Genomic DNA, 13,013 nt, shown 5'->3' on the forward strand with positions numbered 1-13,013 from the left:
GACTAGTCCTCTATTTGTTGTTCGGAAGTTACCAATTGTTTCAGCGCTTTCTCAATTGCCTGAATGTCGTCATGTTGTAGCTTTTTTGCCGTCAAAAGTCTTTGCACAAGTGCACTTGGTTCCCCATCAAAAACGTTCGCTACCATCTGATCAATACATGTACTTTCATACTCAGCCTTTGTAACAACAGGGAGAAAAACATGAGCATAAGAGTTTTTTTGGCATCCCAGAAATCCCTTTTGCTCAAGCACTTTTACTACGGTTGCTACAGTGGTGTAAGCCAAAGGTCTTTCCTTGGGCAAATGTGAAACAATATCTTTAATCGTTACTTTATTAAGGCTCCAAATAATATTCATTAATTCAAGTTCTACCTCTGTAAGGAGGCGATCGTGAGCAAAAGTGTTTGACCCTCTTTTCATTGACATTTTCTCCAGAAACCAAATTAGCTACTATATCTTTAGTAGACTCTACTATAAAAATAGTAGACTTGAAATAGCTCAGAAGAAAAAAATAATTTTAAAAACTTTATAGGGTTAAAAATACTTATGAATGCTGCTAACAAATAATGGTACATAGCAAGGCTTTTGCTGATGAATTTGATCTGCTTATGAAGAGTGTTTGGAGTAAACAAAAAACAATAAAAAAATACTGCACGAAGCTCCATCGAAGATTGAATACATTACTCCAACTCCGATGTAAATTTTTAAAACAGATTGGTAATGTGGATTAGTTCCCTATAATTTATCCTCATTACTTTAATAAAGTCAAAGCCAAAACTTATCATTTGTAATTAACCATAGAAATTACTATAATTCAATTGTTCCTGCTCTGCTTTAGCATCAGACATTCGAGACTACACAAAGGCTCGCCCAGTGTAGCTGGCACAACAATAATGGAGACGACAATCCTTGTTGATGCCACATTCAAGGCTTCCTCGGAAGCCTTTGTCATTTATTACCCCAAAACATTCGTGGTGAAAGGATAAATCAACAATGCATATCTTAAAGGGTGCTTGTCATTGTGGTAATATCAAGCTGGAATTCAACACGCCAAATTCACCACAAGCGCTTTGGCTTAGAAAATGTTCATGTTCATTCTGTCATAAACAGGGCAATATTAATGTGGCAGATCCAGAAGGATTTTTAATAATTAAAATAGAAAATAAAGAAAATACTTTCTACTATCAAATGGGTCACAAAACCAGCGATCGCCTTTTTTGTGGTGCTTGCGGTGTTTATATTGGTGGGTTGATGACCCATGAAGGTAAGTCGCTCTGTGTTTTAAACGCCAATACGCTAGATCCCGATAACAACCTCAGTACACCAACAAAAATTAATGTATCGGCTCAAACTCCAGAGGAGCGAATTTCGGGGAGAATGAGAAGATGGATGCCTTTTGAAATAGATTAGAAAATTCAATGTGAGCACATGCTCAGACTGCTCGAACTTCTGCGAGTCGTTTAACGGCGAACTCGTCGTCCCAGCAGACGGCGGCTTCCCATGCGGCCGATGCTTGTGCGGCGTTATCAAGAGCGACCTCATCGAGACCAGCGGCATTGTGGGGTAGGACCAGGTCGAGGTCGGGAACATCGGCGTGTGCCTCATCCCAGTCGATCAGCCCGACCCGATCTCTGGTCATGCGGATATTGCCAGGGTTATGGTCACCGTGGACGACGCATGTCTGACGTCCGACTAACCGTGCCCAGGCTGCCCGGCATCGAGCAACACCCTCAGGTGGCATCGCGCGAAGATCGATCCTCGTCCCAGTCTCCGCGAGCAGGAGGTCGATCGATGATCGCCAGCCTGGGCGCTGTGGCCAGTCCTGCGTCAAGCGGTGCAACTGGCGGAGCGTATCGGCTGCGCGACGCCAGTCGGCTTGCGACTCAGGCGGCCCGCCCTCTACGTAAGTCATCACCACCAGACCTTCAGCGAATAGGCGGCCGTCCGCAGTCGGGATGGGAAGCGGCACGGTTAGACCTTCACGGTCAAGGTATTGGAGAAGCTCCATCTCCCACGCAAGATCCGCGTCACTCCTGGAACCGAGGCGAGCAACTGCGAGGTGCCCATTGACGCGCACACTCCACACATCATTAGCAACTCCTCCAGTAAGCCGCTCGATGCGAGCGACATTGTTACCCCATTGCTTGAGGGTCTCCCAACTCGGTCCAGTAGCTGGCATACGTTTAGTATCTTTCACTGTGTATCCTTTTAGTCTCGCTTATCAAACACATATGAAACACATATGGGTCAAAACACATATGGGTCAGGTCTTGCCTTTTGCTTTTTTATATAAATAGGCAAAAGGCAAGACCTGACCCCTGAGGTGCGAGCTCAGAGTCTGACCCCCATTGATCCATAGCTCACAGAATGAGCACAAAACAAAATACTAATATAAAGTCTAATTAGATAAGTAATCAGACTTATGACTTGTATGTTCTGGTGGATTCAACTCGCTGATGAGAACTCCCTTCCCCACTTAGGTTCTGATAATCAAAATTTATTATCTATAGGTCTTTTAATGCTTCTTTTGCTGTTGATCCAATATATCAGGTGATGAACTAACCTAGTCCTCATGGATATCTTTACCTTAATCAATTAAAAAATAGAGCACTTTTAATTTTTCCGAGAGAAACTATTTTCTTTTTCTTCAATTTGATCATTCCCAAAACATTTCTTCAGAAATGAAAAGAAAATTTCAAGGAAAATAAAATTTTCAAAAAAGGATGGTTTTTCTACAATATTAAAAGATGTCGTGTAATTCTGATTAGTCTTTTCACCAAACACCCGAAGTATGTTATGTAAATCACCATCTTTATAAATAGGACGACCATTAAGGATGCCTTGCAAATCCTCCATAACACTATCCATTCGTTGTCTATCCGGAGTAGATCGACAGCTTTTAGAATTAATAGTTGGGACAAAAATACTTCTTGATTCACCAAAATAAAAATCGGCTATCTCGTTCCCATAAGAAGTAAATGATTGTCGTGCATAGCGTTTCAACAAATAATCAGCATTCTGATAATCTTTAAGGAACCCGGCATCATCCCAAGCTTGTCGCCAATAATTTAAACCTTTTCCACTCATATTAAACAAATTGATCAATTAATATTGTTCTTGCATTGTATTGAAATTATAAATGGATTGTCAAACCTCACTTTAGTGTTATAAGTCCTTCGGGCATTTTAAGATAGCATTAAATTCTGAAGGGTCATACGGCATAGGGGTCAGGCATAGGGGTCAGGTCTTGCCTTTTGCTTTTTTCATATAAATAGGCAAAAGGCAAGACCTGACCCCTGAGGTGTGCTGAGGTGTGAACAGAAGCAAGAGATATTCCTTTCTGTAATGCAAGGGTTGCAAAAGAAAATTCCCACTTTGGGGTTAAGTAAGTTAGTCAATACGCCATTTTTATTAATTTCTTGTTTGGGTTTTATCTTTGCTATTATGGATTTATATTGAATAAGTTTTTTAGGAAGTTTATAAAGATTCCGAAGCAAAGTTATCAAATGCCAACGTACTGAAAAATTAAATCTTACTTTGAAGGTTAGCGTGTAGAACGGGTATGAAAAAATCTATTGCTCAAATTTTATTTTATACAATTTTTAGCGTTCTAATAATGCCAACCTGGGCTCAAACTATAGAAGCTGAAACGACTTCAATTTCTTTACCCTACCCTGTGATGACAGGTCCGCTTGTTGCTAATTCTAATCCCTTTGACATCGAAGCTGGTCCACTCGGAACAATTTACATCACCGGCATCCTAAGCGGTCTTGGCCTGAGGCAGAGTAACCCTGTAGCGGGGGATTCCAACTCACGACTCGATTTAGATAATGGCCAGCTGTTTGTCCAGAAAACCAAAGGTTTGTTGCAGTTTTACGTTCAGGCAGGCGCCTATTCGTTACCCTCTCTTGGTACTTCTTATCTGCGCGTGGACGATACGACCCGTGATTTTTTCGGTCCCGTTCCAGTAGCTTTTATCAAGCTTGCTCCTGGTGATAATTTTTCGGTAATCGCAGGCAAGTTATTCACGCTTATCGGCAGCGAAAATAGCTTTACCTTCCAAAATTTTAATATTGAGCGTGGATTGCTCTGGAATCAGACTAATGCTGTGAATCGTGGTGTGCAAATGAACTACAACCAGGGAGATTTTAGTGGTTCAGTTGCTTTAAGCGATGGCTTTTATTCTGGGCGACTTAACTGGCTTTCGGGACTAATGACTTACGTTATTAATTCAAAAAATAGCCTCAGCGTAGTTGCTTCCGGCAATATGAGACATGACAATAAATCCAGTCTCGTGACTCCTTTGGCGCAGAATAACAGTCAGATTTATGACTTAATTTATTCTTACACCTCAGGCCGGTTGACGGTTAGCCCCACATTACAATTTACCCATATTCCTAAGGATACGAGTATCGGGCTTCTAGACTCCGCATCAACTTATGGCGTTGCCTTGGTGATCAAATTTGCTTTTAGTACCCATTGGAGCATCACTGGTCGCACCGAGTATATTGTGACACTACAGGTGGGACCAATGTGGCTTACGGTCCTGGCAGTAATGCCTGGTCGCTAACGCTAACACCAACATACCAGAGAGGCATCTTTTTTGCGCGTGGCGAGGTATCCCTTGTGAAGGCAGACAATATTACTGCAGGTTCAGCCTTTGGTCAGAATGGTACAAACCACTCGCAAGGGCGATTGCTTATTGAAACAGGTGTATTGTTCTAGGGTCTGTTTACATTTCGCTAGATTGAGTCAAAATGGCCTGATTTTCGAGCATCGGAGCGCATAAAATCAGGCTATTTTGGCCAAGATAGTAGAAATGTAAACAGACCCTAAAGGAAGTATCGAAAAAAATTAGATAACAACACGTTAGTAATTATAGGAAGCTTGGAATTCAACCCAAATTCAAAAATAATCATAGCACCCATCATACATGAACATTTCCATATGATAGTTCGCCGGTATATTCTGGTGAATGGAGGCAAGCATAGGCGATCCATATAAAGAATAGGGCGACACAGATCAAGACGGCCCACCCAGGAATTAACCCCAAAGCCGCATTTTCCACAATCTTGCCCCAAGACATTGCCGCTCCTTGAAGAGCACCGCTGATTTGCAACTTTTTAGACGAGATTTTCAGGATCCATGCCGTCAGCAAAATGAGGAACATCCACACATAGTTTCTACGTAGCCTCCGCGACATTGCCGCGCTGAAGCTCATAAGGAAACGCGGCTCACGCAGGTCATGGCCAAGAACTCGAGCCCAATGTTCGTCAGTTACTCTGGCTGCCATAAATATAGGGGCGAAATAAAACCGTTCGATCAGACGCACCCGCCCCCTGTAGACGTCAAAAAAACGATATCGCCTCGACTCTATGAGGAGAAGGAGTAGAACAAGCAGCATCGCGAACAGCAGCACTCCGTGATGCGCAGAGGGCGTTGACAGAGACAGCGAAAGCATTGCGGCTACAGCGGTAATTGCCCAGTTAGTCGTCCGGTCTATTCGGTCCCGCCATCCAGCCATCCGCGCAATCTCGGCTCTATGATAATGTGCCAGCACCGTAATGAATTCAGATGATGTTCTCGGAAATGGAGGATTTTCAAAACCGTCACCCAATGGTTGTTTTTCGTGGTCCATCACACTACCTCCCAATAGGCAAAGGGTAGAATTATGCAGTATATCATGGTGTTTTTCAGGACAAAAGAAGTACTAAACTTGATTTTTTCTAAGTTATAGGTGCCTGATTTAAAGAATCCACATGATTGATTCTGATCATCTTGATAAGGTCCTCTTGACCAAATCTACATGCTATAATTCATTACTGAAACTAAAAAGAGATATTAAAAATGACAAAACGTATCTTCATCGTCGGCCATATGGGCGCAGGCAAGTTTGTATTTACCGAAGCGTTGGCTAAAAAATTAGGGTGGCAAATCGTCGATGCAAACCCAAGTATTGAACGCTATATTGGGCGGCAGACACGAGATATTCTGGGCGAGCAAGGTGAAGCAGCGTTTAATCGATGCCAAGCCGACATCATTTCTCATTGTACCGGAAAAGAAAATGTTGTTGTTTTATTGGAAGAGTGTGTTGTATCAAGCGAGCAATGCCGAAAATTGTTATCCTCTGAATTTGTTGTTTACTTGAAAGTCTCTATTCCAACTCAACTTGGCCGTATGAAAAATGGACGAGTCCCATCGCTTCCGATAGATGATATGAAGAACTTTTTGGAAAAACAACATCGCGAACGAGACACTTTTTATGAAGAAGTTGCTACCTTGATTGTTGAATCTGTTGGATATTCAGATCAAGTTTCAGAAATCAATAAAATAATTGAGGCAGATGTCGACAAAGTGATGAAGGCCTTGGAAATTTAGGAGAATAGAGTTCTAAAAGAGTTTTTATAGCATGGAAATAAACTAACCTGGTTTCATGGAAGGTGCAGCACTGTCAGCAAGTTTGTACTACTATATGATGGTGAATACTCAATTCAAGGAAAGATAATGTTAACAGGAGCTTTTGTATTTTTGGTAATAGCCATTCTCTCAGCTATTTATCGATTTACAGGAACAAATCCCACTCTAATCGTTATAGCAAAAATTATTTTCTATCTTTCCTTAGCTGCGTTTTGTATTCTATTAATTGTATATGTTCTTAATTCTGCGCCGCCTCTTCCTGAGGATAAGAACAATCTTCCATTATAAACCATAATATTTCCTTTCCCTTGGAGTTAAAAATGAATCGTACACTTTTCATATTATGAGAGTGATTTTTTGGCCAATCGATTTAAAATATGCTTAGGAAGCAATAACCAATAATGGCCTTCATTTTTCATATGTTCACCTAGAAATGTTGCAAGTTTTCCGGAACCCCAATAAATATCTCCTCGCATAAAACCACGAATCGCGCCACCGGTATCTTGTGCAATCATCAGGCGCTGAAATTGTTTTTCGTCTACTTGATTTTTGTCAGGCCGCTTCGTATCTAACCAGAGTGGAGCACCCAGGGGAATCCACTTTTTGTCTACAGCTAAAGAATAGCCTGGTGTAAGCGCCATACCTTGAGCTCCAAGCGCCATAGGCTCTCCTAAATCCTCAAAAAAAACAAAGGATTTATTCTTCTGGATAATTGTTTTTGCTTTTTCAGGATGATTCTCTAAATAGCGTATAATCGCTGCTTTAGATGCGTTATGTCGCGTCATGATCCCTTTATTAATCATTACCTTGGCAATTGAGGTGTAAGGAGCACCATTCTCACCTGCATAGCCTAAGTATATGTTTTCACCATTAGGCAGTTGAATAACACCCGAACCTTCTATCTCTAAAAAAAGACGTTCGGCAGGGCTATGGATCCAGGCAATCACCGGTGCTTTTTTCTTAAGGGCTCCATTATCAATTTGCTCACGAGTAAAGGAAGTTGAATATTTTCCCTTTGGCAATCCGTAAATTGGCGTATTGTACTTAGGACTTTTTGTTAAATTTCCTTTTATTTTTGGCATGTAATAGCCAGTAAATAAACCATGGACTGGTTTTTTTTGTGCAAACTCAATAGGACGAAACCACTTTTCAAAAAAAGCTTTTGCTGAATCTTCAGAAACTGAGTCTAGAGCTAAAGCCGCCTTGCACGCTGGATGCCAATCGCGGGCTTTTAGTTTGATGTGTTGTGTCCTGATCGTATGAGATGGTGACTGTTTCAAAAACGTCTCACACGACTTCTGAAATGCTAATAAAGATTTTTTAACATCTGCAGTGTCCCAACCTGGCAATTCCTCAAAAGATACTTTTGTCAAAGCAATATTTTTGCTTTTCATAATAACCTTTCTTGGGGTGTGCTTAGGCCGAGAGCTTTTTCTTATAGCCACTACTTTATGAGCACTCTTAGGTGCTATATTTGCTATTTTTTCAGCGCTCTTATGTGAGGTATCATTGTTTGCCGTAACGTTTCTTACACTTTCGGTTTTAATAACTTCTTTTGTGCTATTAATAATTTCTTTTTTAGGATGCAGCGGTTTTGTATGAACCGGGGCTTTCTTATAAAGCGACAGTCCAATCATGCCGAATGTAAGACAACTAATACCAATTATTGTGCAAATTAATTTCCTACTCATAGTTGCGCAAGGTTTACATAAGATGAAATTGAAATCAACACTTTTTAGTGTTTTTTATCCAAACTTAAATCAAATTAATAAAAATTAATTCTATTTTTATTAAAAAAGAACAAAAAAAGGCCCTTTCAAAGCAATATAAACAGTCGATTACATGCCATGAAAGGCACCATTATGATCTATTTATGCGCAAATTAATTACTTAAGAATTGCCCTTTTCTGTCACTGCCGCAAACCACAAATTAATACTTTCAACTAATGTAGGATGAGCAAACATAACATCTCGTAATTTCTGATAAGGCATATCCAACTCCATAGCCAATTGGATTACACCAAGGATTTCACCCGCCTCGGCACAAAAAATAGACACACCTAAAATTCGATCTGTTTTTGCATCAATAACAGCTTTCAGAACACCTGTTGTTTCACCTTGTGTTTTTGCCCTAGGAACAACTGCAGCTGGAATTTTTGCTATTTTTAGCGAATAACCTTGAGCAAGAGCTTGTGATTCTGTCATTCCAATACGGGCAAGTTCCGGGTCGAGAAATACGGTATAGGGAATAAGCCGCCCTTGTACTGAATGTTTGCCCTGTGGATTTTGTAGATTATGTTTGACTAAACGATAATCATCTAAAGATAAATGTGTAAATTGTGCCCCACCCTTTACATCTCCCAAAGCCCAAATACCTGGGATTGTGGTTTCCAAATGTTCATTTACTTTGATAAAACCACGTTCATCAAGCTCAACTCCTATTTTATCTAAATTTAATCCGGATGTGTTTGCAATACGTCCCACAGCAATAAGAAGATCGCTTCCACGAATAAGCCCGGATTTTCCATTTTGATTTGTATTGATAATTACCTCGCCTTGCGCTTCTTGAATACTATTGATTTTAGTATTAAGAGCGAAATGAATTCCTTCTTTAGTTAGCGTATCAAAAACCTGATCAGCAATATCTCCATCTTCACGGCCAATAAACTTGCTATCTGCTTCAATCACCGTGACATCCGCCCCCAAGCGACGAAATAACTGAGCAAACTCCAAACCTATATAGCCACCCCCAACTACAAGCAAATGCTTAGGAACACTATCAACATTCATTAAACTGCCATTAGTATAATATTTTACTTTGTCGAGCCCCGGAATTGGGGGTATAAAAGGTAAAGCTCCGGTATTAATAAAAATTTTATCCGCAGTAATTTCTAATACTTTTTGACCATCTCGTGGTGAGGATAAATTCACTTCAATCGTCTTAGGTCCTACAAAATGTCCACGACCCAGCATGAGATCCATCCCTGAATCTAAAAATTGTTTTAAATTCGCTTCACGCATCGCATGTACTATTGCGTCTTTACGAGCACGAACCGCTTTAAAATCAATGGGAGCAAGAGTCGCCTCTAAACCATATGCCGTTGCTGAGCGACAATAGTGGGCTATCTTAGCTGATTGTACGAGCGTTTTTGTTGGGATACATGCCACATTGATGCAAGTACCACCAATTTGGTTGTCTTCAACCAGAGCAACTCGCTGACCCGTTTTCGCTAAATCAACTGCCAGAGTTTTACCACCTTTACCGCCCCCTAAAACGATCACATCATATTTTAATGCCATGATTTTTCCCTAATTTTTATTAATTAAAGCCGCATACTTAAAACTATAGAAGCAAAATATCTTATTTTGAAACATTAAACTTAAATTTTGAAATATCTTTCTGAGATTTCATAGTGACCCAGGAGTGTGAATTCCCATATTGAGCATGTTCAAACGAAAATTATGCTACTCAACTGCTTGATTGAATGAGGAAATAGCATTGCTGTAATGGTTGAAACAGAATCTGAAATTTTTGGACCACTTTATGCCATGATAAAAAAACCTCATGGCATTTTATTTAAAATCACAAAAAGAGTTATTAGTCTGCCTTTGTAAGAGCAAAGTTAGCTGTGATGTTGATTGTACTTATACCAAAAGTATCATCGACTTCGTTCGTGGGATTATTTTTTTTGCTAAAACTAAGCGTAGAAACGTAACGAAAATCCAGGCCCAGGGTAGTAAAATCATCAAGATAATAGTAAAACCCTACAATCCCTTGGGCAGCAAATCCAGTGTTTGACGTATTGAAACTTTCGTTGATGATCGGCGCACAAGTACCCAAGCTAACACACTGCTCATTCGTTATGAAGGCAGCATGATGTTGGATAAACGCCCCACCAAAACCCGCCCCTAAATAAGGAACAAAATTCGAATTGTCACCGGAATCATTAGTGAATTGAAAATCATAATAGACATTGACCAGCCCATAAACACCTATCACGTTACCATTAAATCCTAGACCAGTATCCACAAAAGCAGCAGGACATACTCCTTCAGGACCTAGTACCTTAGGACTAATAAGCGTACAAGAACCCGCCTCGAGTGAACCGTAATTATTTATATTAAAAAGAAGCTCCGCTTCTGTTCGAAAATTTTTTATTTTATAGCCAAGAGCAGCTCCCACCCCACCGCCAACGGGGCCTAATTGGATTGTTCCTAAAGTAGCCAGGTTGTTAATTGTAAAATTAATATCAGGACTTGAGGCATGACTTATCTGCCCCAGTAAGTTCAAATAAAGTCCTTCAACAGGATCTGAACTAAAAGCACTAGTACTCGCCGTCAAACCCACTATAAATCCAAATTTAATTATCTGTCTCATTCTATATCCTATATCAATTCCAAAGGACAACGTGCAATGACTTCTGCACAAACACAGGCTATATGAAAACATATACCCGATGCAAATTTTTTAATAATTTAATCGACACGATATAGGTAGTATCCCTCTAAAGAATTCTTGATTTAAAGATTCAATTGATGAAAACCCCTGAACTCCAATATAAATTGTTATACCCTATTTATTTAACGATATTGTCATGAACTTCGAAAACTCTTCTTTGAGCAGAAAATTTATCTTTAAAGAGATTAAGTCCCTCCTCACGCATCTTGAGAGCAAACTCAGCGAAATATATGTTTAAAGACGCCCTATCTTCCAATTGGTATTGGACTGTTAATTTCTCCTGATCCTCTGTTCTCTCATTTTCAGGTTTTAAAATGCATGCTTGCATAAATCCAGGAAGCTGAAGCATTTCTTTGACATGCTTTTTTAACCATAATTGAAATTGAGGATAAACCGCTTCATCAATGGCTAAATTTACTTCGTATATAACCATACTCTTCCCTAAATTAAAATCAAAGGTAATAATCACTCCAATCACCTACGTGCCGCGGGACGTAGTCAGATGCAACCTATTACAAATCAAAGTTAAACCAACATAAATGCCATAGAAACATCGTATTGGCAATTACGAAGATTACAATTAAATTGGGTGTTAATCCAGTAGAGAAAACCGATAGGACATAAATTTTTTACACTCAAAAACAAAGAATTCAATCCCCATTTTATTTCACTGGGTCAAACCAGAGTATTGACGAACTGCCATGGATCCTGAACATCCAAGTTTTCTGAATACAACCATCCTCTGTTTTGTAATGGTGTCCAATCTGTATAATACCCATCTACAGTACCGAGAAAAGGTAAAGCAAACTTCAAAATCTCCTCATAATTCAGATCTTCAGGCTCAAGAATTCCTTGATTGGGATGTTCAATTGCCCAAACAATTCCGGCAAATAACCCTGCCACAACTTGCAAGCTTGTTGCATTATTATACGGAGCCAATGTACGTGCTTGCTCAATGGATAAGGTTGAGCCAAACCAATATGCTCCTTTGAGGTTCCCCATTAATAAAACCCCCAATTCATCTACACCTTGCGTCACTTCATCGACAATTAAGCGACTCTTTTTTTGAGGAATCCACTCGTTTCCATAAAGTTCATAAAGAGAAAGAATTGCATCAGGACACGGACAATAGGAATAAAGAACCGTGGGGCGATAGTGTAACTCTGCGCCCTCTTTCAAAGTCAAAAAATGCGTAATCGAAGTGGTTTCGGGATGAGTAATCAAAAAACCATGGTATGCACCGAAGCTTGGTGTCCATGAGCGGATTTTAATACTTGCACTTGGGCGCTCAAGGTAAATAGAACATTTAGGTCCAACAGTATGGGATTTCGCTCCTTCAGGTAGGTGACGTTCGTGGCTTCCCCAACCAATCTCTACAGGTTGTCTTATCTCCTCAATAAATCCTTTAATCGACCAGGTATTAACAAACTCGCCGACCGTCTTAAACGGTAAAGCAGTTTGAGTATCACGTTCAGCGATATGAATTACCTTAATACCCAATGTATATGCAAGCTTGGCCCAATCAGAACGTGTTTTGGGTATCTGAATCGTGATCTGATTATCTCGAGCTATATTTAATAGCGCTTGTTTTACAAAATGTGACACTAAACCAGGATTGGCGCCATGAGTTATAATCGCTGTCTTATTCGTTTTTCCTTTTAACTTCAGTACCTCTTCCCGTAGCAAATAATTAGTTCGAGACTCAGGAGGTATGTTTTCTAAAATAAATTCGTTACCCCATCGCTCCGTAGAAGCGTTAATGTATAAAGCTCCTTTTTGTTCACAAAGTGTTAACATGCAGTAACTGGAAAGAGTAATTGAAACATCAATTACAAAATCCCCGGGTTGTAATCGGTCCCCTATAATTTCGATATAATTCGTGCGTGTAATTGTTTTTACTTGAAAATTTATTCCAAATTTTTGAGCTATGCCAATCGATTCTTCACCATTGGTAATCACTGTAATGTGAGAAGGTTTAATATTCAATTTATCAATAAGCAAGGGCAATAATGCGCGACCAATACAGCCAAACCCAATCATAATAATTTGATTTTTATAATGATCCTTTGCTTTTTCCATGCAAGATTCCCTCATGCGTTACATTAATTATCTCAAAACTCTCTATCGATTTCTTAACG

14 protein-coding genes are annotated in these 13,013 nt (G+C 39.8%); 5 read left to right on the forward strand and 9 right to left on the reverse strand.

Annotated features, from left to right (window positions below):
- Nucleotides 1-2: 2 nt before the first annotated feature.
- A complete protein-coding gene (locus Lani_RS04390; protein ID WP_040522520.1) occupies nt 3-425 on the reverse strand; it encodes a BlaI/MecI/CopY family transcriptional regulator in 423 nt (140 codons plus the stop codon).
- Between the two features lie 567 nt (nt 426-992).
- Here Lani_RS04390 and Lani_RS04395 point away from each other — a divergent pair.
- Nucleotides 993-1,409, forward strand: coding sequence for a GFA family protein (locus Lani_RS04395; protein ID WP_019233600.1), 417 nt, complete (start codon nt 993-995; stop codon nt 1,407-1,409).
- A 22-nt stretch (nt 1,410-1,431) separates the two neighbouring features.
- On the opposite strand, the gene Lani_RS04400 is transcribed toward Lani_RS04395, so the two are convergent.
- On the reverse strand, nt 1,432-2,178 hold the full coding sequence (locus Lani_RS04400; RefSeq protein WP_040522556.1) for a phosphotransferase enzyme family protein: 747 nt from the start codon (nt 2,176-2,178) through the stop codon (nt 1,432-1,434).
- A gap of 434 nt (nt 2,179-2,612) precedes the next feature.
- The gene (locus tag Lani_RS04405; protein WP_019233598.1) at nt 2,613-3,086 is read right to left on the reverse strand and encodes a hypothetical protein; all 474 of its coding nucleotides are present in this window, start codon (nt 3,084-3,086) and stop codon (nt 2,613-2,615) included.
- A 475-nt stretch (nt 3,087-3,561) separates the two neighbouring features.
- Between Lani_RS04405 and Lani_RS04410 the strand changes: the two genes are divergently transcribed.
- Both Lani_RS04410 and Lani_RS21150 read left to right on the forward strand, forming a co-directional pair.
- A complete protein-coding gene (locus Lani_RS04410) occupies nt 3,562-4,569 on the forward strand; it encodes an outer membrane beta-barrel protein (RefSeq protein ID WP_085956440.1) in 1,008 nt (335 codons plus the stop codon).
- Entirely contained in the window at nt 4,533-4,724 is a 192-nt protein-coding gene (locus Lani_RS21150) for an outer membrane beta-barrel protein (RefSeq protein WP_160163607.1), read from the forward strand. Before Lani_RS04410 ends, Lani_RS21150 begins: the two co-directional genes overlap by 37 nt.
- Nucleotides 4,725-4,926: 202 nt before the next feature.
- On the opposite strand, the gene Lani_RS04415 is transcribed toward Lani_RS21150, so the two are convergent.
- On the reverse strand, nt 4,927-5,637 hold the full coding sequence (locus Lani_RS04415) for a DUF2270 domain-containing protein (RefSeq protein WP_019233597.1): 711 nt from the start codon (nt 5,635-5,637) through the stop codon (nt 4,927-4,929).
- A 209-nt stretch (nt 5,638-5,846) separates the two neighbouring features.
- Here Lani_RS04415 and Lani_RS04420 point away from each other — a divergent pair, with 209 nt between their 5' ends.
- Both Lani_RS04420 and Lani_RS04425 read left to right on the forward strand, forming a co-directional pair.
- Nucleotides 5,847-6,377, forward strand: coding sequence for a shikimate kinase (locus tag Lani_RS04420; RefSeq protein ID WP_019233596.1), 531 nt, complete (start codon nt 5,847-5,849; stop codon nt 6,375-6,377).
- Nucleotides 6,378-6,503: 126 nt separating this feature from the next.
- Nucleotides 6,504-6,704 carry a DUF1328 domain-containing protein gene (locus tag Lani_RS04425; RefSeq protein WP_019233595.1) on the forward strand — a complete coding sequence of 67 codons (201 nt, stop codon included), beginning with the start codon at nt 6,504-6,506 and terminating at the stop codon, nt 6,702-6,704.
- 53 nt (nt 6,705-6,757) lie between these two features.
- On the opposite strand, the gene mltA is transcribed toward Lani_RS04425, so the two are convergent.
- The 5 genes from mltA to Lani_RS04450 all read right to left on the reverse strand — a co-directional run bounded on the left by mltA (nt 6,758) and on the right by Lani_RS04450 (nt 12,954).
- Nucleotides 6,758-8,053 carry a murein transglycosylase A gene (mltA, locus tag Lani_RS04430; protein ID WP_019233594.1) on the reverse strand — a complete coding sequence of 432 codons (1,296 nt, stop codon included), beginning with the start codon at nt 8,051-8,053 and terminating at the stop codon, nt 6,758-6,760.
- A gap of 253 nt (nt 8,054-8,306) precedes the next feature.
- On the reverse strand, nt 8,307-9,716 hold the full coding sequence (locus Lani_RS04435) for a mercuric reductase (protein WP_019233593.1): 1,410 nt from the start codon (nt 9,714-9,716) through the stop codon (nt 8,307-8,309).
- Between the two features lie 298 nt (nt 9,717-10,014).
- Entirely contained in the window at nt 10,015-10,794 is a 780-nt protein-coding gene (locus Lani_RS04440) for an outer membrane protein (RefSeq protein ID WP_019233591.1), read from the reverse strand.
- A 199-nt stretch (nt 10,795-10,993) separates the two neighbouring features.
- Nucleotides 10,994-11,344 (reverse strand): DUF4286 family protein, encoded by a 351-nt coding sequence (locus tag Lani_RS04445; protein WP_223499500.1) that lies wholly within the window; start codon nt 11,342-11,344, stop codon nt 10,994-10,996.
- A gap of 206 nt (nt 11,345-11,550) precedes the next feature.
- Nucleotides 11,551-12,954: a saccharopine dehydrogenase C-terminal domain-containing protein gene (locus tag Lani_RS04450; RefSeq protein ID WP_019233589.1), complete on the reverse strand. Its 1,404-nt coding sequence runs from the start codon at nt 12,952-12,954 to the stop codon at nt 11,551-11,553.
- Nucleotides 12,955-13,013 lie beyond the last annotated feature (59 nt).

The sequence above is a fragment of the Legionella anisa genome, assembly GCF_001467525.1.
GTDB lineage: Bacteria > Pseudomonadota > Gammaproteobacteria > Legionellales > Legionellaceae > Legionella > Legionella anisa.

What these genes read in the sequence shown, in the direction of transcription:
- Lani_RS04450 (WP_019233589.1), bottom strand. Translation starts at nt 12,954, where the DNA reads ATGGAAAAAGCAAAGGATCATTATAAAAATCAAATTATTATGATTGGG.
- Lani_RS04410 (WP_085956440.1), top strand. Translation starts at nt 3,562, where the DNA reads ATGAAAAAATCTATTGCTCAAATTTTATTTTATACAATTTTTAGCGTT.
- Lani_RS04395 (WP_019233600.1), top strand. Translation starts at nt 993, where the DNA reads ATGCATATCTTAAAGGGTGCTTGTCATTGTGGTAATATCAAGCTGGAA.
- Lani_RS04425 (WP_019233595.1), top strand. Translation starts at nt 6,504, where the DNA reads ATGTTAACAGGAGCTTTTGTATTTTTGGTAATAGCCATTCTCTCAGCT.
- Lani_RS04420 (WP_019233596.1), top strand. Translation starts at nt 5,847, where the DNA reads ATGACAAAACGTATCTTCATCGTCGGCCATATGGGCGCAGGCAAGTTT.
- Lani_RS04405 (WP_019233598.1), bottom strand. Translation starts at nt 3,086, where the DNA reads ATGAGTGGAAAAGGTTTAAATTATTGGCGACAAGCTTGGGATGATGCC.
- Lani_RS04440 (WP_019233591.1), bottom strand. Translation starts at nt 10,794, where the DNA reads ATGAGACAGATAATTAAATTTGGATTTATAGTGGGTTTGACGGCGAGT.
- Lani_RS04400 (WP_040522556.1), bottom strand. Translation starts at nt 2,178, where the DNA reads ATGCCAGCTACTGGACCGAGTTGGGAGACCCTCAAGCAATGGGGTAAC.
- Lani_RS04415 (WP_019233597.1), bottom strand. Translation starts at nt 5,637, where the DNA reads ATGGACCACGAAAAACAACCATTGGGTGACGGTTTTGAAAATCCTCCA.
- Lani_RS04390 (WP_040522520.1), bottom strand. Translation starts at nt 425, where the DNA reads ATGTCAATGAAAAGAGGGTCAAACACTTTTGCTCACGATCGCCTCCTT.
- Lani_RS04435 (WP_019233593.1), bottom strand. Translation starts at nt 9,716, where the DNA reads ATGGCATTAAAATATGATGTGATCGTTTTAGGGGGCGGTAAAGGTGGT.
- mltA (WP_019233594.1), bottom strand. Translation starts at nt 8,053, where the DNA reads ATGATTGGACTGTCGCTTTATAAGAAAGCCCCGGTTCATACAAAACCG.